The sequence below is a fragment of the Streptomyces sp. cg36 genome (assembly GCF_041080675.1).
In the GTDB taxonomy this organism is placed as follows: domain Bacteria; phylum Actinomycetota; class Actinomycetes; order Streptomycetales; family Streptomycetaceae; genus Streptomyces.
Genome location: NZ_CP163520.1, coordinates 3,614,831 through 3,636,745 on the forward strand (window position 1 = coordinate 3,614,831; position 21,915 = coordinate 3,636,745).

Sequence of the window (21,915 nt, forward strand, 5' to 3'; positions counted from 1 at the left end):
AGGGCGCGGGAATGTTTCAGACGAGTTCGGAGCAGGTCAGACCGGCCAGCAGGGCCGCCACCTCGCCGTGCGCCTTGCCGTCGCGGCCCTCAAGGACCGCCAGCGCCCGCTCCCACTGGGCCCGGGCCTCGGCGGGCCGCCCGGCCGCCCGGTCCAGGCGCCCGTACTCGCGCCGGGCCAGGCCCTCGGTGTAGGAATCGCAGCGCTCGATCGCCTGGTCGAGCAGGACCGCGCAGGTCGCGTACGCCGCTTCGGTGCGGCCCAGCTCGCCCAGCACCCGGACCAGGCCGACCCCCGACTGGGCCCGCCCGTGCCAGTCGCCGTGCTCGCCGAGGATCCGCCGCGCCTCCTCGAAGTGGCCGACGGCGGTGGCCCATTCGCCGAGTTTGATGAGTGCGTAGCCGATGTTGCAGTGGGCGGTGTGCGCGAGGAGTTCGCTGCCGATGCGGCAGCCGGCCGCCAGGCTGCGCTCGTGGTAGCCGATGGCGACCCGGGCGTCCGTGTGCTCGTGGAGGTTGCCGAGGTGGCTGAGGATGATGGCCTCGCCGTAGGCGTCGTCGAGCTCGCGGGCCAGGCCGATGCTGCGCTCCAGGGCCTCGGCGGCCTCGGCGTGCCGGCCCAGGCGCTCCAGGAGCATGCCCCGGTTGGCGAGGGCGCGCTGGGTGCGCCGCCGTTCGCCGAGTTCCTCCCAGAGCGCGGTCGCCTCGTCGTTGAGCGCCAGCGACTCCTCGATCCGGCTGGCCAGGAAGTTCGCCCCCGCGAGGTCGCTGAGGGCGTGGGCCTGCGCCTCCCGGTCGCCACTGGCCCGCGCGGCGGTCAGTACGAAACGGTTGAGGTGGCGCAGCGCGCCGTACCGGCCCCGGTACTGGAGGTGGCTGAAGTAGGCCCGTACCAGCAGGAACACGGTCGGTGAGGTGTGCGCGTACCGCTCGGTCAGGGTGAGCACCGCGGGCACTTCGCGGTCGCCCCAGGCCAGCGCGGCGGCCAGGTCCGGGAAGGGCGCCGCGTCACCTACCGGGTCGGGCACCCGGGCCGGGCCCTCGCGGTCGGGCGGGCTGACCAGCAGGCCGTTCTGCCGTGCGGATTCGGCGTACCAGCGCAGTGCGCACTCGACGGCCGGCTCGCGTCCGTCGTCCTGGGCGGCCAGTTCGCGCGCGTAGTCGCGCACCAGGTCGTGCGGCGTGTACCGCCCGTACGAGATCTCCTCCAGGAGGGCCACCTCGACCAGCCGGTCCAGGGCCGCGCCCGTACGCGCTTCGGTGACGCCCATCAGACGCGCCATGACGGGCACTTCATAAGAAGGCAGGTCCAGAGCGCCCAGGCGGCGCAGTGCGAGGGCCGCGTCGGAGTCGAGCGCGCCGAGGGCGACGGCCAGCGAACGCCGCACGCTCAGGTCGTCGTACTCCAGGTGGTCCAGGCGCCCGTCCTCGGCGTCCAGCAGTCCGGCGAGGGCGTCGGGGCTGAGCGCGTGGCGGGCCGCCAGCCGGGCGGCGGTGACGCGCAGCGCCAGCGGGAGGCGCCCGCACAGCTCGACCAGGCGGGCGGCGCCGTCGGCCAGTTGGCGCCCGGAGACGGCCCGGAGCAGCCCGAGGCTCTCCGCCGCCGTCATGGGGGTCAGCGGGAAGCGGGCGGCGCCGTCGAGCGCGGCCAGCGGCGAGCGGCTGGTGACGACCACCGCGCAGCCGTCCCCGGCGGGCAGCAGCGGCCGTACCTGCGCGGCGGAGGCCGCGTCGTCGAGGACGAGGAGGGTACGGGTCGGGGCGAGCCGGGAGCGCAGCAGCGCGGAGGCGGCGTCGGGCGTGTCGGGGACCTGGCGGGGGTCCACGCCGAGGGCGTGCAGCAGCGCGGCCAGCGCCTGGATCGGCGGGAGCGCGGTGAGTCCGGGGGTCGCGCCGCGCAGATTGACGTAGAGCTGCCCGTCCGGGAAGTCCTCGCGCAGGGTGTGCGCCACATGGAGGGCGAGCGCGCTCTTGCCGACTCCGGCCATGCCCGTGACCACCGCGACGGGGGTGCTGGGCCGTGCGGCCGGGGCGGCGGTGGTGCGGACGACGGCCACCGGTGCGGCCGGGCCCGCGAGGGCGGCGAGCGCGGCGAAGGCGTCCGGACGGCCCGCGCCGTCCCGGACGGCCCCGGTGGCCTGCTGCGGGACGACCGGCCCCACGGGCTCGCACCGGCGCCGGGCCAGGGCGGCCCGCAGCCCGGCCACCACGTGCGCGCGCCCGGTGAAGTGGGCGGGGCCCGGCGGAAGCTGCGCCGGGGCGGGCAGTCCGGTGCGTGCGGCGGGCTCGCGCAGCACTTCCTCGTGCGCCTCCCGGACGGCCGGGCCCGGGTCGACGCCGAGCTCCTCGACCAGGGTGCGGCGCAGCCGCTGGTGCACGGCGAGCGCCTCGGCCTGGCGGCCGGTGCGGTGCAGCACCAGCATCAGCTGCCGGTGGAACGCCTCCCGCAGCGGGAACTCCGTGGTCAGCGCGGCCAGTTCCGGCCCGATCGCCTCATGGCGGCCGAGCCGCAGCTCCGCCTCGTACTTCCACTCCAGAACGAGCAGCCGGGTCTCGGTGAGCCGCTGGGCCAGGGCGGGCTCGCCGTCGGCGGGGTCGTAGAGCCCGCCGAGCGGCGCACCGCGCCACAGTGCGAGGGCGGCGGCGCTCTCCTCGGCGACGACCGGCCAGTCGCCCCGGTTGTGCGCGGCGAGCGCCACGCGCGCGTGGGCCTCGAAGACCTGGGTGTCGAGTTCGCCCGGGTCGACGCGCAGGACGTACCCGGGGGGCACGGCCCGGACGCGGTCCTCGTCGCCGAGCAGTCGGCGCAGCCGGGCGACATGGTTGTGCAGGGACGCGGTGGCGGAGGCGGGCGGCTCGTCACCCCACAGCGCGAGTTTCAGGTCCTCGCAGGGGACGACCCGGCCGGGCCGCATCAGAAGGGCGGCCAGAAGCGATCGGATCTTGCCACTGCCGACGGCTTCACCCCGTACGGTCAACGGCCCGAGCAGGCCGAATCGCACGCACACCCCGACCTCCACCGGCTCCCTCACTGCCCGTCCACCGGCTGTCCCGTCGACCGTGGCCACAGACTCCCCCGCTGACCGTTGGCCACATGTTAGCGATCTGTTGGTGCCTCCTGATCTGATGTGGACATCGGATCCGGCCCGCCGGTGCTCGGTGGAGCAGCCACACTCGGGGGAGTGTCATCGTCGGGGCGGAACCGAGGGACAGAGAGGTCCTCGGGCATCCCAGGTGAGTGCCCGGGGACCTCGTCCGTCCCGGCCCCTTTCCGGTCCACCGCGCGAAGGCGCCGGAGCGGCTCGCCACCGCCGTCGAGCGGGTGAGCGATTTTGCGCCAATTTTACGTGTACGTACATCCTTTGGGCATGGCACGTACTCTCTGGGCCAGTCGAGGAGCACCTCTCGCGGCCCACCGCCTCCGCCGCACCCGTACGGTTCCGCTCAGGCTCTGTACGGTCCCGCTCAGGCCCCGTAGAGACCCTCCTCTTCGAGGAGGGTCGCGAGGTACTCCTCCAGCCGTCCGGTCAGCACCTCGGGCGTCAGGTCCGTGCGGCCCAGCTGCCGCCACGGCAGCGCCACCTTCTCCGCGTCCGGAGCGAAGGCCAGGGCGTCCAGGAGCCGCCAGTACAGCGCGTTCCCGTCGGGGCGACCGCCCTCGGCCTCGTACCGGGCGGTGAACTCCCGGGCCGCGTCGACCCCGTGGAGCAGCGCCAGCGCCGTCGAACAGTGCGCCACGTCCAGCGCCGCCGGGCCCCACGACGTCTCGACCCAGTCGACGACCCCGCCGACCCGCAGCCCCTCGCCCGCACCGTCGAACAGGACGTTGCCCGGGTGGAAGTCGCGGTGCAGGAAACGGCCCTCGTACGGGGGCGGCGGGCGCCGGATCACCTCGACCGCCCGCCGCCACACCTCGGGGCGCGCGGTGTCCGCCGGAACGCGGACCCGGTCGGCGGAGGTCCACGCCTCGTAGTCGCGCGGCCGGTCGGCGCCCTCTGCTCGTACGCGGTGGATTTCAGCCAACTGCCGTGCCAGCAGCCCGATCCGCCGACCCAGATCCTCCTCGTCGAGCCGTACCCGGCCCGACAGGCGGGTCATCAGGAGGGAGGGGTGGTCGCAGTGCTCGCCGCGCAGGTCGACGGCGAGCAGGACGGGCGCGGGCACCTCCGTCGTCGCGAGCAGCCGCAGCACGGCCGCCTCGCGCGCCAGCAGGCCGGGCGCGTGCCGCCGGTAGAACGGCTTGGCGAATGAGCGCAGCACCCATTGCGGGGCGTGGCCGTCGACCGCCGGGCCGGGGGTCTGGGCGGGACCCGGGCCGGGGTCCCGCCCGGGACCCGGATCGGGCTTCGGCACCGTTCCCGGTCCTGGTACCGGTACCGCCGCTGTTCCCGGTCCCGCACCCGGTGCCGGTGCTGTTCCCGGCCCTGGTACCCATACTGGTGCCAGCGCCGTTGCCAGTCCCAGTGCTGTTCCCGATCCCAGTGCCGGTCCTGGTACTGGTCCCGGTACCGCCTCCGTACGGATGAGTCGCATCTGGGAGGTCCAGCCGCCGCGCAGTTCCACCGCGTCCCGGATCCGGGCGCCGGGCGGCAGGGACTTCTCGGCCCAGGTCCGGGTGAGCTCCCAGCCGTCCGCGCCGAGGTCGGTGAGGACCTCGTCCACGAACCGGGCGCGCTCGACGGGGTGTTCGCGCAGCCACACGCCGAGCCTGTGGTGCGCGCCCTCGAACACGAGCCGGGTGCAGCGGGACTCGTTCCCCTCGGCCAGCGCGGCTGCCACCGCCTCCGTGACCGCCGCCGGAATGATCTCGTCCACGGCGGGCACGGCCAGCACCACCCGGGTGCGCAGCGACCGGAACACATCGAGGGCCCGGGAGTCGCGCCAACTGTCGGGCGTACGCAGGATTTCGGTGAAACGGGAGACGGGCGCCCCTGGCGGCGTTCCCGGAGCGCCCGGTTCCGCCCCGAAGGGCTCGGCCCACGCCTCGTCCGCGTAGACCGCGGGCGCGCACAGCCCGATGCCCGCGACGCGCGAGCCGTAGTGCGCGGCGAGATCGGCGACGGTCTGACCGCTCATGCTGAAGCCGGTCAGTACCAGGCTGTGCCCCTCGGGCACGTACGCGTCAACGGCCGCCCGCGCCTGGCGGAAGCGCCGCTTCAGGCTGAGGTCGCCGAGCGCTCCGGAGGAGGCGCCGTGGCCGGAGAAGTCGAGGGAGAGGACGCGGTGGCCGCGCACCCGGAACTCCTCGGCCAGCTCCGCGAGCCGTGCCTTGTCGCCGATCCCGGCGCCGTGCAGCAGGACGACCGTGACGGACGGAATGACGCCATCCGGTTCGGCCAGCGCGCAGCTGATCCGCTCCCCGTCGAACTCACCCACGACTTCGGTCACTTCGATCGCTTCGATCACTTCGGTTGCTTCGGTTGCTTCGGTTGCTTCGGTTGCTTCGGTTGCTTCGGCCGCTTCACTCACGTCGACCCGCTCCCCCCTCGTCCGTTTCCCGCCGTTCCACCCTAGGTTCCCGGGGCTCCCCGGGCTTCCTGGGATCACGGTCCCGGCAGTGCCCGGCACAAGGCGTCCAGGGCGGCCTGATAGGCGTGGTCGGGCGGGGTCGCGTAGCCCACGACCAGGCCGTCGGGGGCGGGCCCGGTCGCGTCCGGGTGGCGGTATCCGGCGAGCCCGTCCAGGGCGATGCCCTGCCAGGCCGCGGCCTTCAGGACCGCGCGCTCGGTGCCGGGCGGCAGCCGCAGCACGGCGTGCAGCCCGGCCGCGATGCCGGTCGGCGCGATGTGCGGGGCGTGCTCGGCGAGCGCCGCCACCAGCAGGTCGCGCCGCCCCCGGTAGTGCTGGCGCATCCGCCGCACATGACGGTCGTACGCGCCGCTCTCGATCAGCTCCGCCAGCGTCAGCTGGTCCAGCACGCTCGCCCAAGCCTCGCGCTGGCCCTTGGCCGCGAGGACCGGGTCGACCAGGTCCTCGGGCAGCACCATCCAGCCGAGCCTCACGGCGGGCGACAGGCTCTTGCTGACCGACCCGATGTAGAGGACCCGCTCGGGGTCGAGCCCCTGCAACGCCCCGACCGGCTCCCGGTCGTACCGGAACTCGCCGTCGTAGTCGTCCTCCAGGACCAGCCTGCCCCGCGCCCGCGCCCAGTCGACGACGGCGGCACGGCGCTCCGGGTGGAGCGGTCCGCCGGTCGGGAACTGGTGTGCGGGAGTGAGCAGCGTCGCGCGTACACCCCTGAGCGCCCCCTCGCGCGTCAACTCCTCGACCAGCGCGCCCTGCTCGTCCAGTCCGACCGGGACCGTGCGCACTCCGGCCGCCGCGAAGATCGAACGGTGGAAGCCCAGTCCGTACGCCTCCACCGCGAGCGGGCCGCGCAGCACCCCGCCGGCGAACAGCAGCCGCAGGGCGTGCGCGAAGCCGGAACAGATCACGATGCGTTCGGGGGTGGTGCGCACACCGCGCACGCGCGCCAGATACCCGGCGAGCGCCCGGCGAAGCTCCACGCGCCCCTGCGGATCGCCCGGCCCGAACGCCTCGTTGGGCGCGGCGCCGAGCGCGCGGCGCGCCGCCGAGAGCCAGGGTCCGCGCGGGAAGGAGCCCGCGTCCGGCTGCCCCTGCGTCAGATTGTGCGCGGGGGCCGAGGCCCGCCGCGACACCTTCTTGGGCACCCGGGCCGGCCGTACGGGCTCGGTGCGCGGCGCGACCCTGGTGCCCGAGCCCTGGCGGGCGGTGAACCAGCCCTCGGCGACGAGCTCGGCGTACGCGTCGGCGACGGTGTTGCGGGCCAGACCGAGGTCGGCGGCGAGCGAACGGTAGGGCGGCAGCCGCGTCCCCGGCGCGAGCCGCCCGTCCCGCACGGCGCCGCGCAGCGCCCGGATGAGGGCGGCCCGGCGGCTGCCGGATCCGGCCAGTTCCACATGGAGGTCGGCACCGATCCGCTCCGCGGAATTGACCCACTCCTCAGCCATCGACACCCGTCCCTTTCCGTGGTCTCCGCGGGTTCAGCCTAGGGGCCGCGCGCGGGCGCGGTACGCAGGTCAAGCTCCACACTTGAACGCCGGGGGCAACCGGCGGGACACCCAACCACCAGCGTTCGAGCAGGACTTGAGCGGGGATCGAGGACTGGCCGTACTGGCCAACTGCCCCACGCGTTTGTCGGATCCATGGCAGGATTCCGATCCCTCGGAGCGGGGGAGGCCGCTCCGGGCGCCCGGTTCGGGCGGAACGGGGAGCGGCCACGGGCACCGACGACGGGGACCGAACAGCGACGCGATCCGACCGCCGATGCGCACGACGGTCCGAACAGTTGCGGGGATTCGGCGTTCAGGGATCGCGGGGTTCTGGGACGGCGGGACTGCGGGGCCTGTGGGTTCGCGGGGCCGGTCGGGGGTCCCGGGTCCGAGGCGCGGGATCCAGGGCCAGGGGTGCGGGATCCAGGGCCAGGGCCAGGGCCAGAGTTAGAGGTCCGGGCAGGGCTTGGCGTTCCAGACGTTCCCGTACGGGTTCACAGTGCACGTTCAGGGATCACAGTTCAGGGATCACAGGGGAGAGCAAGGCATGATCACACGCAGGTCGTTCATCGGGATGGCGGGCGCCGGAGCCGCGGCCCTGTCCCTGTCGGGGTTCACCACCGCCACCGCCACGACCACCAGCCAGTGGGACCGGCTGCGCGCGAACCTGAAGGGCACACTGGTGCTGCCCTCCGACTCCTCGTACACGGCGGCCAAGACCGTCGAGTACGGCCAGTTCAGCCTGACCAACCCGCAGGCCGTCGTCTACGCGGCCAACGCCAATGACGTGACGAACAGCCTGATCTTCGCCCAGTACCACGACATCCCGGTGACGGCCCGCAGCGGCGGCCACAGCGGCGGCGGGTACTCCACCACCAGCGGCCTGATCATCGACGTGTCGCACCTCAACGCGGTGACGGCGGGCCCCGGCACGGCGACCGTCGGCGGCGGTACGCAGCTGGTGGACGTCGTCAACGGCCTCGGCGCGAGCGGCCTGGCCATCCCCGGCGGCATGTTCCCGACCGTCGCGCTCGGCGGCTTCCTCCAGGGCGGCGGGGTCGGCCTGCTCACCCGGCACGCGGGACTCGGCGCCGACAAGGTGACCTCGGCGAAGGTGGTGCTCGCCAGCGGTCGCCAGGTCACCGCGTCGCCGACCTCCAACCCCGACCTGTACTGGGCGATCCGCGGTGGCGGCGGCGGCAACTTCGGCATCGTGACCCAGTACACGGTCACCCCGACCGCCGTCCCGAACCTGAACGTGGCCGAGCTGCTGTTCAGCTACGACCACGCCGTGGGCGCGATGCACGGCCTCACCCAGTGGCTGGAAACCGCGCCCACCACGTTCGGCAGCCGCTCCAACATCGACCTGTTCGACGCGGCGGCGGGCAACCCGCCGCTGGTCACCCTGCTGGTGGCGTCCGTGGGCACGCGCGCGGAGTTCGACACGGAGATCGCCCGCCTGATCGCGCTGACGGGCGCGGCACCGATCCAGCAGAACGTCTACACGGACACGTACCAGTCCGCGATGATGAAGATCTTCGGCTGCGGCGCGTACTCGCAGCAGCAGTGCCACAACAACACCTGGGACCCCACGAACGGCAAGCTCGCCCCGTTCGGCCACGTCCTGGGCCGCGGCCGGCTGCTGAGCAAGTCCCCCACAGAGACGGAGTGGGCCCGGCTGGTCGGCGTCTTCGACACCGAGCGCACGGCGGGCCACTTCCACAAGTTCGAGATCATGGCGCTGGGGGGCGCGGCCAACAAGGTCTCCCGCACCTCCACGGCATACGTCCACCGCGACAGCACGCTGCTGATGTCGTACTACACCTTCGCGTACGGCATCCTCTCCGGCGCCGAACTGACCTCCGCCCAGAACTTCGTCGACAACGGCTTCACCGCGGTGGACCCGATCTCGAAGGGCGAGTCCTACCAGAACTTCATCGACCCGGCCCTGACGAACTGGCGCTCGGCCTACTACGGCGAGAACTACGGCCGCCTGTCCGCCATCAAGTCGAAGTACGACCCGTACGGCGTGTTCGCGTTCGCCCAGGGAATCAACTGACCCACCCACCCCGGCACGCCCCAGGCGCTGCCCATCTGAACGACGAAACCCCAGGTCGGAAGGGATCCGACCTGGGGTTCTCGCTGAGCCGCCTTCGGGATTCGAACCCGAGACCTACGCATTACGAGTTGTCAGATATTGATCCTGGGACGGCCGGGAGCTTCCGCGAATGACGTTCCATACCTGTTCAGAATGGTTGACGGATCTCATCGGACGATGGTGGATGGCTGCAGAGCTAGTAGCCATTGAGACCACAACCGAGACCGCAGCCGCCCGAGTCAGTAGATTTACGGCGGGCTCCCCACACCCCTTATAACCTGCTCTCTCATGAATAGGACCCTGCCAGAGATCTTATGGGGATGGTCTCAAAATGCCACCTGATTCGGATGCCTCAACGCCCCGCCGGGGTGCCGGAATCCCAAAAGATCGACTTCCCGCCTGTCCGCAACGGCATCGACTACCTCATCAAGAGTGAGGTCGGTCCCCGCGATATCAAGTACGCGGTGCTCCACTCAACGATGCTGAGCACGACAGCATTATTGCCCTGCGAGATCTTCGGCCGGCCCTCCTGGAAACCGATCCAAACATCGCTGGTTTCAATGTTGGCGTCAATTACGGAGGGACTGCTGCACAACCAGTCGAGCATGCTCGCATTCATCTGATTCCACGGATGGCGGGTGATATTACCGAGCCGCGCGGCGGAGCCAGGGGGGTAATTCTTGGGAAGATGTCCTACTGGCCGCAACCCCCGAGGGACGTCGAGCATTTCCCTCGGGGCTCTCATTTCTAAGGCTGGCGCTCAGTCCTCACTCACGAACAGATGATCCGCGGTTAGGGAAATGGCAACTGGCTGATACGCGACGCAGCGCTCAGTTGTTGACTGACTTGCGCTGGGGTAAGGGCTCCACGCTGGAACGTGTGCGCTCGGTGCCATGCGTAGTAGTGCTCACGCTCCGGCGACCACCAATCAATAGAGTGACCCAGCAGATGTTCACCTATGTACTGGACCACGGCGGGAGCGGACGCTGCGACAGGGCTAACAGCGAGCTGTCCCCCCTCCTCGACGGCGACGAAGCCGTGCTCAAAAAGGCTGTCGCAGCCGAGTAGACACGCCAGCATGGCCACGTTGTTCAGGTCCCATCGCTCCGCCTCGCTGCACGCGGCACGCTTTTTGATATGTGCCGCAACAAGGAGGGCTCGCGGAAGCGTACGTCTACAGAGAGCACATTCGCCCTCGGACCCAGGGAGCAGGGTCTTCTTCAGGTGCCCTTGCTCTGTCCGGCGTTGAACCTCCGCGACTGCATCCGACGGGCCGAGACGAGGCGAGGCTCCCCCGGGGCTCTGTGGCGGCACTCCACGGACGCTGTCCTCATATCCAACCAGATCCGTGAGGATAGCCCCGTCCATCTCGCTCAATGCAACGAAGCCCTGTATGTTGCGGTTGGGCTTCCAGTTCAGCAGGGAGCGAATCTCTTCCATCGGGAAGTCAATGCCCCGCACGCTGGTGAGGGCGTACATGTACTCCCACGTCTGCTCCGTCCGGTCATCAACGCCCCACAAGCGCAGCGCAAGAGCAGGGTTATGCCACGCTAGAGCTACTGTGCCGACGAGGTACAGGCGCTTGCTGCCCGAGAAGAAGACGACGTCTCCATCCTGCATCTTGCGAATCTGTGGCAGATTGGCCCCGCCGATGCCTGGCGTGACCCCCCACAATTGCGCCTTCCCAGCAGGGAAGAGATCGTTCAACGATTGCAAGACCGTGGGATCAAACAGATCGGCGTGGCTCGCCAGATCGACTGGCTGCAGGATGGTGTCCTTGTAGTGTTCCCGAACGGCCGGCCGCTTCAGACTCGCTGGCTGTGCGAAAACGGTCATGCTGAGCCTCCCCCTTGTTCTGGTCCCGTTGTAACCAACTGTGGTTGACAGGTCTATCACCACGTGCTGACAGCAAGTCACCTCAGGACCCGATCACGTCGACCCGTAGACGAGCGGAGTCCGGCTCCGCCGACCAACGACGGCCAAGTGCACCGAGGCGAAACCTAGGAGCAGCAGCCACTCTGCCCCATCGCTTGCCGCCGCTAGGTTCTGTCCGGCGGATCATGGCGTCGTAGGCTTCAGGTCCATGCACAGCACCTTGACGGAGCACGCCCGGTGTCTCTATGGAGACGAGTACCGACCCACACCGGAGTGTGACCAGGAACACCGGGAGCACTACTTCGTTGAGGAGCTGACCTTCGCGGACGCGGAAGACATCCTCAGCATGCTGCGTGAGCTCAGTCCGCACGTGGTTGACGGCCAGCCGCCGGTCTGGGTGCAGAATCTGGCCTATCGGCTGATTGTGCTGCAGCGGCCGAGCGAGCCGACGCTCATATGCGAGGCTGCCTTGAACCTGTGGTTTCACGGACCGGGTTGGGATGGCATCGCGGCGGACCTGGAGAGGCGGGCCGATGCCCTTGGAGCTGGGTGATCATGGCTTGAGCCAGAGACGGATCGAGGCCACGGTGCCGATGCTGCGGAAGACATAGGCACGCTCGTCGAATCTTGTGGCCACGACTCGGAAATTTTTCATGGCATTGATCGCCCGCTGGACTTCGTTCGCGCGTTTGCAGATCGTCTTGCCGGAGCCGGTGGGCCTCCCACCACGACTGCCGCGGCCCCTGCGGTTGGCCCGCTGGTTGCCCGGCTCGGGAATGGTGTGCTTCATCTGCTGTCTCCGCAGCTAGTGGCGCTTGCGATGAGAGGAGTACGCCTCGTCACCGCCGAGACAGTCCGGCCGTGTGCGGGGACGCCCGGCGCCGAGGTAGCCGATGCGGATACGTTTCATGACGGGGATGAGCCGCGGGCCTTCGCCCCACTGGACCGGAGTGATCAGCAGGGCCAGGGGCAGCGCCCGCCTTCCCCAGCCAGATGAATCCTGCAGGTGAAGCGACCCCGGGAGCGTCCGAGTCCCTCGTCGGGCCTGTGCTGCCGGGGCGCACACCCTTCCCGCCCCCTGAGAGTCTCGTGCAGGCCCCGCCGGCGTGCTGCTGGTGGAACCCGCAGGTGGTGAAGTCCACGGCACCATGGGCCAGTCGATGGGGCCTTCCGCGACAGCGTCCGCCGGGACTGCGGCGAAGATCATGTCCTACGTGCAGTCCGCAGACCAGCGCCTATGCCGCTCGTGCATGGTCTTCCACCCGCCGAAAGGCTCGGGTAGATCCCGTCACGGCACCCCGGTGCGCTGACGGAAGATGATCCCGTTGATCACCCTGCGATGACCCTTCCAGCGCCCGATCCGTTGCCCGGGCTTCGGCAGGTATGGCCTGCCGCACCCATTCCCTGCTCGTGAGCCCCCATGAACACGCCCATGACTCGAACCCGAGACAGGTCACATGATCCGCTGGACAAGCCCTAGCTATTGCCTTGGTGAGGGCCAAATTCCCGGCACAGCAAAAAGAGCCTCGCAATTCTCGCAAGGCAGAGAAAAGCCCGGCCGCTGACGACGGGGGATGCATCAGCGGCCGGGCTGCGACCAACAGTAACAACCCTGCTTACGCTGCGGGAATGGGCTACGGGGCCATACCGGGCACTTGTGACTGGGATCACATCTCGTGGTTACCCGTCGCAGGGAGGCGCGTACGACAGACGAGGTAGATTCTCACGCCATTTATCCGGCGTCAGGACACCCTGAGTGGTCGCACAAATACGCTCGATGGCCTCATCGGCATCCAGGTTCCACAGCCGGACCGTATCGCTGCCGCTCGACACCCCGAGCATGTGGCTGTTGGGGCTGAACGACAGGAAATTTCCCGTCTTGGCGTTGGGGCTCATCGACTGGCCGATGGGCGTGGCCTTGGACGGGCGGCCGACGTTCCAGAGCCGGACCGCGTTGTCGTTGCCGCCGCTTGCCAGGGTGCGGCCGTCCTGGCTGAACGTCAGTGACACGACCGCTTCGGTGTGGCCGATGAGGGGCGAGCCCAGCCGGTCGGCCTTGAGCGGGTCGATGATGTTCCAGAGGCGGACGGTGTCGTCGTCGCTGCCGCTGGCCAGCGTATGGCCGTCCGGGCTGTAGGCGAGCGTGTTGACGGGCCCGAGGTGCCCCATCAGCGGCGCGCCGAGTGGGGAGACGCGCCGCGGGTCGGCCGTGTTCCACAGCCGGACGGTGCCGTCCGCGCTGCCGCTGGCGAGAGTGTGGCCGTCCCTGCTGAAGACCAGGGAGTTGACGTAGCCCTTGTGGCCCGAGAGCGGCGCGCCAAGGGGAAGCGGCTGAGCCGGGCTACCGACGTTCCACAGCTGGATCGTGCGGTCGTCGTACGCGGTCGCCAGCGTGCGCCCGTCCGGGCTGAACGCCAGTGCCTCGGGTCCGGAGAACCGGGTGCGCAGCACGATGGACGCCCCGTAGGCACTGGGCCGGGTCGGGTCGGTGACGTTCCACAGCTGCACCGCGCTGTTCCGCATCAGCACCGCGAGCGTGCGGCCGTCCGGGGAGAACGCCAGCGAGCGGACGTCACCGTCCCCCGGCGTGAACGGCTCGCTCAGCGACACGGGCCGGTTGGGAGCCGCCACGTTCCACAGCCGCACCCGGTGATCGCGCGCGGCCGTGGCCAGCACCCGGCCGTCCGGGCGGAACGCTCCGATGCGGCCGATCATGTCGGAAGTCGGTATCGACCACAGCCGCACCTTGCTGTCGCCGCTCCCGGTAGCCAGGGTCCGGCCGTCGGGGCTGAAGCTCAGGGCGTACATCTCACCGCTGCTCCCGGCGAGGGGCTCGCCGACCTGGGACGGGTACGCCGGATCGCTGACGTTCCACAGGCTCGCCGTGCTGTCCGCGCTGGCGGCGGCGAGCTTGGTGTCATCGGGGCTGAAGGCCACCGACCAGACGGGACCGGTGTGGCCTGTGAGCGGTGTGCCGAGCGGTGCCGCGTGACGCGGGTCGGAGATGCTCCAGAGCCGGATGGTGTCGTCCGCGCCGCCGCTGGCCAGGGTGCGGCCGTCAGGACTGAAAGCCACGGAGTGCACCGTGCCCGTGTGGCCGGTCAGCACTGTGTCGATCGGCGCGGGCCGAAGCGGATCCGATGTGTCCCACAGCCTGATCGAGCCGTCATCGCCGCCGGCCACCAGCGTCCGCCCGTCAGGGCTGAACGCCACGCAGCGTGCGGCGGCGGTGTGGCCGGTCAGGGCGCTGAGGGCTTTCGGTCGGAGCGGGTCGGCCACGTCCCACAGCCGGACAGTGCGGTCTTCGCCGACGGAGGCCAGGGTGTGGCCGTCCGGCCGGAAGGCGATGAGATAGATCGTGCCGTGGTGGCCGGTCAGGGGCGCGCCGAGCGGCTGCGGACGGCTGGGATTGCGTACGTCCCACAGCCGGATCGTCCCGTCGTCCGAAGCGCTGGCGAGGGTGTGGCCGTCGGGGCTGAAGACCGCGCTGCTCACCCAGCTCGTGTGACCGGTGAGGGGTACGCCGAGCGGCTTGGGGTGGGCGCGGTCCGACACGTCCCACAGTCGAATGGTCCGGTCGTAGCTGGCGGTCGCCAGGATCCGCCCGTTCGGGCTGAACGAGGTGAGGTAGACGGCTCCGGTGTGGCCCAGGAGCGGAGTGGCCAGCGGAGCGTTGACGATCGAGATCAGGCGGTTCTTCGCGCCTTCGTCGTGAGGCCGCCGGTTGTGCGCCACCAAGGCGAGCTGCGCGGAGAGCGAGGGGTCCGTGTGCTGAGCCCGATCGGCTTCGGCCACCACCTGCTCGAACACGGCATCGTCGCGCTGCTCCCGTGCGACCAGCGCTGAACAGACAGCCAGAACCGCCAGGACGACCAGCGCCGCAATCGCGCTGCGGCTGATCCAGACCATGCGCTTGCGCAGCCTCACCGAAGCGGCCAGGAACTCCACGGCGCTCCGGGTCAGGAAGGTGTCACCGGCCGACTTGGCCCAGGCGCGGGCCTGCTCCAGACGAGAACCCCGGTAGAGCAGCGAAGTGTCCCGCTCCGAGTCCTCCCAGGCCCTGCCGTCCTCCTCCAGCCGCTGGCGCAGCAGATGGTCGTTCCTGTCCTCGTCGATCCACTCGCGCAGGCGCGGCCAGGCATGGAGGAGCGCCTCGTGGGTGATCTCCACGGTCTCGGCGTCGAGCGTCACCAATCGGGCGCGGACCAGCGCTTCGAGGGATTCCTCAGTCCGGTTGGGGTCCGTCGACTCCTCCGCCAGCTGGCGCCGCGTCCCCCGCCTGCGGGTGGCCTGGGTGTCCTCGTTCAGCTTGACCAGCCGGAGCAGGAGCAGCCTCGCGGCCGTACGCGCCGCCGGGTCGAGGCCCGACCAGGCTCGCTCGGCGGTCGCGGCCACCGCTCCCTGGATTCCGCCCGCGGCGCGGTAGCCGGCCAGCGTGAGCCGTCCCGCCTTCCGTCGCTGCCAGGTGGCGAGAAGGGCGTGAGAGAGGAGCGGCAGCGCCCCCGCGTCGTGCACCCCGCGGGGGCCGTCGGCGCTCACCTCTCGGACGATCAGCTCGGCCAGCCCGGGTTCGAGCTCCATGCCCACGGCCTTGGCCGGGCCGGTCACCGCCTCACGCAGCTCGGCGGTGGTCAGCGGACCGAGGACCATGTGCCGGTGCTGCAGCGCGTCGGCCAGTTCGGGATACGCGAGGCACCGCTCGTAGAAGTCCGCGCGTATGCCGAGGACGACGACCATGGGGGCCGGCTCACCCGTCTCGGCGGGCGTGCAGGCGGCGTGGAGGAGCTGGACGAACGTGCGCCGACTCGCCTCGTCGGAGCAGAGAGTGAACGTCTCCTCGAACTGATCGACGATGACGACGGGAGAGGAGGGGCCAGAGGGAGAAGACGAGTCCCGAGTCGCCCAGGCCGTGACAGCCGATCTCACCGCGTGCGCGAACTGCGGAGTACCGGGTTCCTCCGCGGCTGATCCCTCTGTGGCGGAGATGACGGGTGCGAGCTCGGGCATCCGGCGCGCCAGTTCCTTGAGAGGGTCGCTTCCCGGCACAAGCTGAAGTACCTGCCTCGCCGGGCCGCTGTCGTCGCTCGGGCCGCCGTTCTGCAACGCGGGCACCAGCCCGGCGTTCAACAGGGACGACTTTCCCGCTCCCGAGGCGCCCACGAGCATGACCAGGCCGCCCGTCGTCTCCGCCGCGCGGAGCTGGGTGACCAGGGCGTCCCTGCTCCGCTCCCGGCCGAAGAACCAGCGAGCGTCTTCCTGACGGTACGAGGCCAGCCCTCGGTACGGACACACGCTGCCGGGCACAGCCACGGCTTCGGCCGGAGGCCGATCGTCCTCTTCCGCGGGCGTCGCGGGGCGATCACCGACCGGGTCAGCGACGGCACGCTCCCACAGGCGCTGCCACTGCGCCAGGTCGTACAGGCCCGGAGACACGGGTGCAGGCCGCGAGCGCCGGGCCTCGGGTATGAGGACGTGCAGCACCACGGCGAGGGCGATGAACTGGGCAGGCACGTTCCTGGCCCGTCGCCAGTCGCTGATCCGCTGGGCGGAGACCCGCACGGGCCGCCCTCGCTCGTCGACACGCTGAAGCCGCACGACCGCCTCGGCGACGCGCTTGAGGGGAGGGTTGCCGGCCTCCGTGTACAGCAGCGCGAGACGTTCCGCGAAGGCTGTGCGTGCCCCTGAGTCGGAACTCAAGGTCTCCACTCCTTTACTTCCCCCGCGCCTGGACATCCGGACCGGAAAACCCACCCTATACGGCTGACCTGCGGTTAAGCCGTGGACCGGACGCCAGAACCTCCTCACTTGGAGCCGCAGCTGGCAGGATCTCGTCCCAGCAGCGCATCAACCGGGCGAGGCCCAGAGGGGGCCACCAGCCCGGCGCTCAATGAGACAGCTCATGATGCCGCACGTTCTCGGACAGCTTCGATTCGGAGCCACGAAACGGCGGCGACGGCCTCGCCGCGTGAGCAACAGGGATCCGTGGAGCCAGACCGTATGCGGACGGCTGGCACATCAACCACGGGTCCGGCATCCCTTGATCCAAGCCACACAACGTGGCGCGGATCGACGCCGACCGTGTGGTCCGGCACCAGTCCCAACAGGGGAGGGACTGGCGCCGGACCGAGCGGTCGGGTGGGGATGCATCGGGCGGCCTGTGGAGGGCGCCGACAGCAGTCGTTGCGGAAGAGGCCGTTCCTCGGGGAGCGGATTCTTTGGGGTTGCTGGGTGTGGTGAGGTGCTCCGGTCTTCGGGCTGGGCCCTCATCCCGTCTCGCTTGTGTACTACTGCCCGGGTAGCAGGTCCCCATGATCCAATACCTAGTCCCAAGCAGCGCAGAGAAAGTGTCAGGCCCGGCTCTTGAGATGAAGACCGGGCCCGACGTCGTGTTGCAGTTGTGGGGGCGGCGGGGTTTGGCCCATGACCGCTTCGTACCGAACGCGATCAGCACCCTCGTGACCTCGGCTTACGCTGACGTCAAATGCTGGTTGGACAAGGCGTAGAAGGGGGTCGGCGAGACGGTCCGGGTGCCGTTCCGAGGACGTCGTCTGAAGAGATGGAAACGCCGCCACCACAGCAGTCATGCCAAGATCTGCTGACTCGGCGAGCAGGCCATGGCCACCCTGAAGGAATGGCGCCCCCTCCGAAAGCTCCGCTGCAGCACCAACCGCATCACCAACATCGTCAAGGCCGCCCTCGTCCTCCATCACGCCTCAGCCTGAAGATGGAAAACGCTCAGTGGCTTCGACGGCCCGCCCGGACGCCTCACGCATATGGAAGAGCGCGACGGCCGATTCTCCATCACCACGGCGAACAGCGCTGGCTACACGCACGAGTTCCAGGCGAATCCAAACGACTACGCACGTTGTGCAGCCGAGGATCACTATCCCGAATGCTCCGGTCGCACCCCCAGCAGCCCGGCACACCGATGAAACCCAAGCCCGAAAAGGGGTCGGTCCCTTCACGCCTCACCGCGCGAAGGGACCGATTTCTGTCACTAAACTTGAGCGGGAGATTCCACCAGCGATAGAAGCATCAATCTATGTACCTCGCGATGCACCGATGTCTCAAGAGTTTGATGCGCCTGAATTCCTGCGATGACGCCGGACCGTGAAGAAGATCAGGCCGATTAGAGCAATGAGCCAGATGCTTATTTCTAGAGTACCGAACTGCGCCCCAAGGACGATCAGAAGAAGCAGGAAGATCGCGGCAATCAAGATTATCTGTGCAGCGAGAGGCTTCACGATGACTCCTACGTTTACACGCCTGTACCGGCAATCTTCGTCTTGCCGGTGCCGAATACCTGAACACTAGCGTAGGGGTGCAGGGTGGCGTAGCACCCATACTTGGTGAAGCAAAGTTCTATCTGGCGCGACATTTTCGAGGTGCCCGACGAAGCCGGGACCCGAGAGTACCTGTCCGCGAGGCGACGATTGTCGATTTTGACCACTTGCTGCACGTTCGAGAAGTCGTCATACCGGTCGCCCCAGGCGCGCACCTTGCCGCCGCCGTAGTTGAACTCCGCATAGGTGTGATACTTGAAGATCACGCTACCAAGGTAGCTGCGGTGGGTGTGGTAGACGTGCGTCATCTTCCACGTGCCGCCCGTGGCGCCGACAAGCCCGGAACCGGGCTCTTTGTCCACCTCTGTTTCTTCCGGCCCCTCGACGGCCTCGCCCGGAGCACTCGGCTGGGCGGTCGACGGCGGCATGATGTCCGCCAGTTCCGCAGAGCTGAGTGGTTCACCATTCGCGGGCGAAACCGCCTGTCCGCTGCCAGTGAAAATGGCCTCCTTGATGGTCACCTCCTCCGGCTGGGTCGGGTCCGGGACGCTCGCAGCCAGCTCTGGAATAGAGCGAATAAGGTTGATGTCCGCCTGATTCTGAGTCCCCTCAGCGTGATGCTTCAGCGCCGTGGCGATTTGAAGATCTCGCCCGTTCCAGGGTGTTCCATCAGCTACCGCAGAAGGGGCGAGAGTTACGAGAAGTGCCGTCGCGCTGACCAGAGCTCCGGCCAGCACCCCCCGCCGACTTTCCATTCTAATCACCCTATGACTCCTGTGTTGTTTATGCGAACCCCCCGGGGAAACCCCCTCGTTCGCATGAGAGGAGCCTATGCGGGGTATCGATCTTCCGGCAATAGGTTTTCCGCCACCCTTCCCCCCTGCCACGCCCTTCAGTGGCGGGAATCAGATAGATAAACCTCAGAGGAACCTCAATTCTCAACGAAGACTCAAGAGTGGAGCATCTGATTCCTGAAGTCGTCGGCGAAATTTTCGATGCGGGAGGCGACTTGCCCACTCAGGTATCGCAAGGTGCGGCTGGACAGGTTGATCAACAACGGGTAGAAATACGCGTGAGGCTCCTGGCGGCACGGTGGTGCTTGGTCGCGACACCATCTACCAGGAGCCTCATTGCTGCGTCGGATCGTCCAAATCTTGGCCCAGGCAGCAGACCGAAAAGGGCTCACTGACCATGCGCGATAGTCCTGTCTGACGACTCGGCCTCGTACCTGCTCTTCATCCCGGCAGCAAGCTCCAGCCAGTCATGATGAATGACGCCGCAGATTGGCAGCCCCTTCAAGGGCACTCTGGCCCATCGTGAGCGCCTGCTCCAAGTCCCCCCTCACGAGCAGCTGCGGCCCTCAACGTGACGCGGGCTTCCGCGTTGCGCATTGGCCTACGCTCGGTACCGACGACGTCTGTTCCCGCCCTGATCACCTCTTCGGCGAGCGAGCGTGCGTGCAAGCTTGTCCGCACCGACAAGGTGCTGGCAGTCCGTCGCGTAGAAGTCGAACTTCGCTGGGTCCACAACGCGATCAGGGTCCCGGAAGGCCTTCGTTCACATCTCCTGAGCTGCTCATGCGACTCCGGCACCATCCAGCCGAGCGCCGCCTCAGCGCCGCTGCCGTGTTTGGCGATGCTGAGCGGCCAGAGCCCATCCAGAAGTCGCCACCTTGCATTGCGATAGGAGATCGGCGGTCGCCCAGCTCTAGATCCAGCCCGCCGCCTGAGCAGCAAGTGCGGCATCAGATTCCGCCGCATCCGCATCGGCATTCAACTCTTCATTCCTACCCAGACCTCCGCTACCCGCCGCCTGCATAGCAGCCTGAGACGCCTTCAGGGCCGCCCGGTAGGCGACGTCGGAGCGCTCCGTCGCGCCGCCCTGGTCACGAGCTACCTGCGCAGCGACAGCCGCAGCGGCAGCGGCGTTCCTGGCGCAGCGGGCGTCCGCTGCTGGGTCCAGAGGCGAACGGTCCAGCTCCGCAAGCACCTGAGCGGAGAGACGGAGGGCATTCGCTGCCTTCGCGGCTGGATTTCTGGGCACTGCTTGGGCGTCATGTTCCTCAATGCCGGCGTAGCGGCACGCGGCCGCAGCACGGTCCAATGCCCTTCTCGCACGCGCAGCGTGCACCTTCCTGAGTGCTTCTGCTGTGGCCGAACCGATCTCAGCCTGCGAGGTGGCCAGTTGCTCAGCGCCAGAGGGTTCGCTCATCGCCATCTCCCTGTCTCCCCAGACCACGGTGATCGAGCACCGTTGTTCGCTCTAGGCAACGGTTCTGCGGCAGGGTGACAGGTCCAGCGCCAACAAACCAGTGCATCCCATGAATCCGGTCAGGAAGCGTCGTCGTCACGGCGCGCCGACGGTAGTAGGAGATCACGCTCCGGGTGATTCTCGCCTGTCACCCGCCCCTGGATACCAAGGTCCGCCCGCGCCGCCTCGTGGAAGGCGTTGATCACGCGGAACGCGCCGCGGTGTCGCTGGCGCCACTCCTCCAAGCTCCCGGCTATCTTCCCTGTGGCCTGCCACTCGATCTCGGCGAGCACGACGTTCAGCTCGTGCGCCGTCTCGATCGCATCGTCCCCGCCGAGCAACATGACCCGCTCGAAGCTGCGCCCCCAGGTGAGCGAGGCGTCCGCCAGGTCGTCGCGGAGCTCGCGCTCCGTCCTGTCCTCCTGTCGGAGGCCCTCCCTGAACTCGTAGAGCCGGACGGACATGGCGATCTTCGCCTTCACCGCATCGACGTAGTTGGCGTAAGCGTCGATCTTCTTGTCATCCCACCGGGTCAGGAGTTGGTAGCGGTTACGGCTCCGTTCCATCGCATGGTTCGTCAGGTACGTCGTCCCTGCGCCCAACATCACAGCGGCAACGGTGACAAGCTGCTCGACGGCCCCCACTGCATCCCCCAGACGCGGCAGACATGTAGATGTCTAGGGGATCTTAGAAGGGCTCACAACTGAAGGATTCGGCGGGCTAAGGCCGTTGGCCGAGGTGGAGCCCTGCGTGCGCAGGGGCCAGAGTTCGCACGCTGATGGCGGATCGGAGCGCAACCACGGCACTGAGCAGTCATCACAGATCGACGATTGCCTGGACCGGGCACCCCCGCCCGGCCCGTTATCCGCTACGCAAATAGCCCCAAAGCCTCATCAACAGACCAGCTCTGCCAGCACAATGCGAACAGCCCACCCACAGACACCAGCGCCATCATCAGGTTCTGCCCCTGCTCTGCCCAGTCGTGGATCATGAGCACGAAGTAGATGAGGTTCAGCAGCAGCCCACCCACCAGCGCGATCGGCGTCAGGAAGCCGAAGATCAAGCCGAGGCCCAGGGCCAGTTCCGCGTAGGCGACGACGTACGCCATCAGCTTGGGGCGGGGCTTCACCACCACGTCGAACCCCCGCCGTACGAACGGCCAGCGGTGCTCCTCCGCGATTCCCGCGGCCCAGGCGATGCCCCCGCCGGCGAACCACGTCTTCTTGTCCTTGTGCCGCCAGCTCTCCAGCCACCACAGCCCCAGCCCGATCCGCAGGACCGCGAACCACTCCGCTCCGCTGAGCCAGATCGTCTCCACGGCAGATCCCTCCTTCGGGCATAGCTGACGGAGCGTCAGTTGACCGTGAAGTCGGACTCCCGCGCAAGGGGTCGGCCGA

13 protein-coding genes and 2 pseudogenes are annotated in these 21,915 nt (G+C 68.8%); 4 read left to right on the forward strand and 11 right to left on the reverse strand.

What is annotated here, in order from left to right; genetic code table 11:
• Positions 1–16: 16 nt before the first annotated feature.
• The 3 genes from AB5J87_RS16050 to AB5J87_RS16060 all read right to left on the reverse strand — a co-directional run bounded on the left by AB5J87_RS16050 (position 17) and on the right by AB5J87_RS16060 (position 6,970).
• Positions 17–3,031 (reverse strand): BTAD domain-containing putative transcriptional regulator, encoded by a 3,015-nt coding sequence (locus AB5J87_RS16050; RefSeq protein WP_369377365.1) that lies wholly within the window; start codon positions 3,029–3,031, stop codon positions 17–19.
• Between the two features lie 433 nt (positions 3,032–3,464).
• A complete protein-coding gene (locus AB5J87_RS16055) occupies positions 3,465–5,405 on the reverse strand; it encodes an alpha/beta fold hydrolase (RefSeq protein ID WP_369377366.1) in 1,941 nt (646 codons plus the stop codon).
• A gap of 137 nt (positions 5,406–5,542) precedes the next feature.
• Positions 5,543–6,970, reverse strand: a complete 1,428-nt coding sequence (locus tag AB5J87_RS16060; RefSeq protein ID WP_369377367.1) for a PLP-dependent aminotransferase family protein — start codon at positions 6,968–6,970, stop codon at positions 5,543–5,545.
• A gap of 589 nt (positions 6,971–7,559) precedes the next feature.
• On the opposite strand from AB5J87_RS16060, the gene AB5J87_RS16065 reads away from it, so the two are divergent.
• Both AB5J87_RS16065 and AB5J87_RS16070 read left to right on the forward strand, forming a co-directional pair.
• Positions 7,560–9,071 carry an FAD-binding oxidoreductase gene (locus AB5J87_RS16065; protein WP_369377369.1) on the forward strand — a complete coding sequence of 504 codons (1,512 nt, stop codon included), beginning with the start codon at positions 7,560–7,562 and terminating at the stop codon, positions 9,069–9,071.
• A gap of 386 nt (positions 9,072–9,457) precedes the next feature.
• Positions 9,458–9,733, forward strand: a complete 276-nt coding sequence (locus AB5J87_RS16070) for a hypothetical protein (protein ID WP_369377370.1) — start codon at positions 9,458–9,460, stop codon at positions 9,731–9,733.
• Between the two features lie 169 nt (positions 9,734–9,902).
• On the opposite strand, the gene AB5J87_RS16075 is transcribed toward AB5J87_RS16070, so the two are convergent.
• Complete coding sequence (locus tag AB5J87_RS16075) at positions 9,903–10,946, reverse strand: hypothetical protein (protein ID WP_369377371.1); 1,044 nt, start codon at positions 10,944–10,946, stop codon at positions 9,903–9,905.
• Positions 10,947–11,193: 247 nt separating this feature from the next.
• On the opposite strand from AB5J87_RS16075, the gene AB5J87_RS16080 reads away from it, so the two are divergent.
• Positions 11,194–11,538, forward strand: a complete 345-nt coding sequence (locus AB5J87_RS16080; protein ID WP_369377372.1) for a hypothetical protein — start codon at positions 11,194–11,196, stop codon at positions 11,536–11,538.
• Here the strand turns inward: AB5J87_RS16080 and AB5J87_RS16085 are convergent.
• Together AB5J87_RS16085 and AB5J87_RS16090 are read right to left on the reverse strand one after the other, a co-directional pair.
• Positions 11,539–12,382: pseudogene (locus AB5J87_RS16085) on the reverse strand (IS5 family transposase).
• A gap of 283 nt (positions 12,383–12,665) precedes the next feature.
• On the reverse strand, positions 12,666–16,691 hold the full coding sequence (locus AB5J87_RS16090; RefSeq protein WP_369377373.1) for a hypothetical protein: 4,026 nt from the start codon (positions 16,689–16,691) through the stop codon (positions 12,666–12,668).
• 764 nt (positions 16,692–17,455) lie between these two features.
• On the opposite strand from AB5J87_RS16090, the pseudogene AB5J87_RS16095 reads away from it, so the two are divergent.
• Positions 17,456–17,707: pseudogene (locus tag AB5J87_RS16095) on the forward strand (IS5/IS1182 family transposase); the annotation flags it as partial.
• Positions 17,708–18,052: 345 nt separating this feature from the next.
• Here the strand turns inward: AB5J87_RS16095 and AB5J87_RS16100 are convergent.
• From AB5J87_RS16100 to AB5J87_RS16120, 5 genes are all read right to left on the reverse strand, one after another.
• Entirely contained in the window at positions 18,053–18,229 is a 177-nt protein-coding gene (locus tag AB5J87_RS16100) for a hypothetical protein (RefSeq protein ID WP_369377374.1), read from the reverse strand.
• A gap of 14 nt (positions 18,230–18,243) precedes the next feature.
• On the reverse strand, positions 18,244–19,032 hold the full coding sequence (locus AB5J87_RS16105; protein WP_369377375.1) for a hypothetical protein: 789 nt from the start codon (positions 19,030–19,032) through the stop codon (positions 18,244–18,246).
• 943 nt (positions 19,033–19,975) lie between these two features.
• Positions 19,976–20,479 (reverse strand): hypothetical protein, encoded by a 504-nt coding sequence (locus AB5J87_RS16110; protein WP_369377377.1) that lies wholly within the window; start codon positions 20,477–20,479, stop codon positions 19,976–19,978.
• A gap of 119 nt (positions 20,480–20,598) precedes the next feature.
• Positions 20,599–21,162 (reverse strand): hypothetical protein, encoded by a 564-nt coding sequence (locus tag AB5J87_RS16115; RefSeq protein ID WP_369377379.1) that lies wholly within the window; start codon positions 21,160–21,162, stop codon positions 20,599–20,601.
• A 224-nt stretch (positions 21,163–21,386) separates the two neighbouring features.
• Positions 21,387–21,836, reverse strand: a complete 450-nt coding sequence (locus AB5J87_RS16120; RefSeq protein WP_369377380.1) for a DoxX family membrane protein — start codon at positions 21,834–21,836, stop codon at positions 21,387–21,389.
• Positions 21,837–21,915: the final 79 nt, after the last annotated feature.

Excerpts from the sequence above, each read along its gene's own strand:
- AB5J87_RS16060 (WP_369377367.1), bottom strand. The coding sequence starts at position 6,970 with ATGGCTGAGGAGTGGGTCAATTCCGCGGAGCGGATCGGTGCCGACCTC.
- AB5J87_RS16065 (WP_369377369.1), top strand. The coding sequence starts at position 7,560 with ATGATCACACGCAGGTCGTTCATCGGGATGGCGGGCGCCGGAGCCGCG.
- AB5J87_RS16075 (WP_369377371.1), bottom strand. The coding sequence starts at position 10,946 with ATGACCGTTTTCGCACAGCCAGCGAGTCTGAAGCGGCCGGCCGTTCGG.
- AB5J87_RS16080 (WP_369377372.1), top strand. The coding sequence starts at position 11,194 with ATGCACAGCACCTTGACGGAGCACGCCCGGTGTCTCTATGGAGACGAG.
- AB5J87_RS16110 (WP_369377377.1), bottom strand. The coding sequence starts at position 20,479 with ATGAGCGAACCCTCTGGCGCTGAGCAACTGGCCACCTCGCAGGCTGAG.
- AB5J87_RS16070 (WP_369377370.1), top strand. The coding sequence starts at position 9,458 with ATGCCTCAACGCCCCGCCGGGGTGCCGGAATCCCAAAAGATCGACTTC.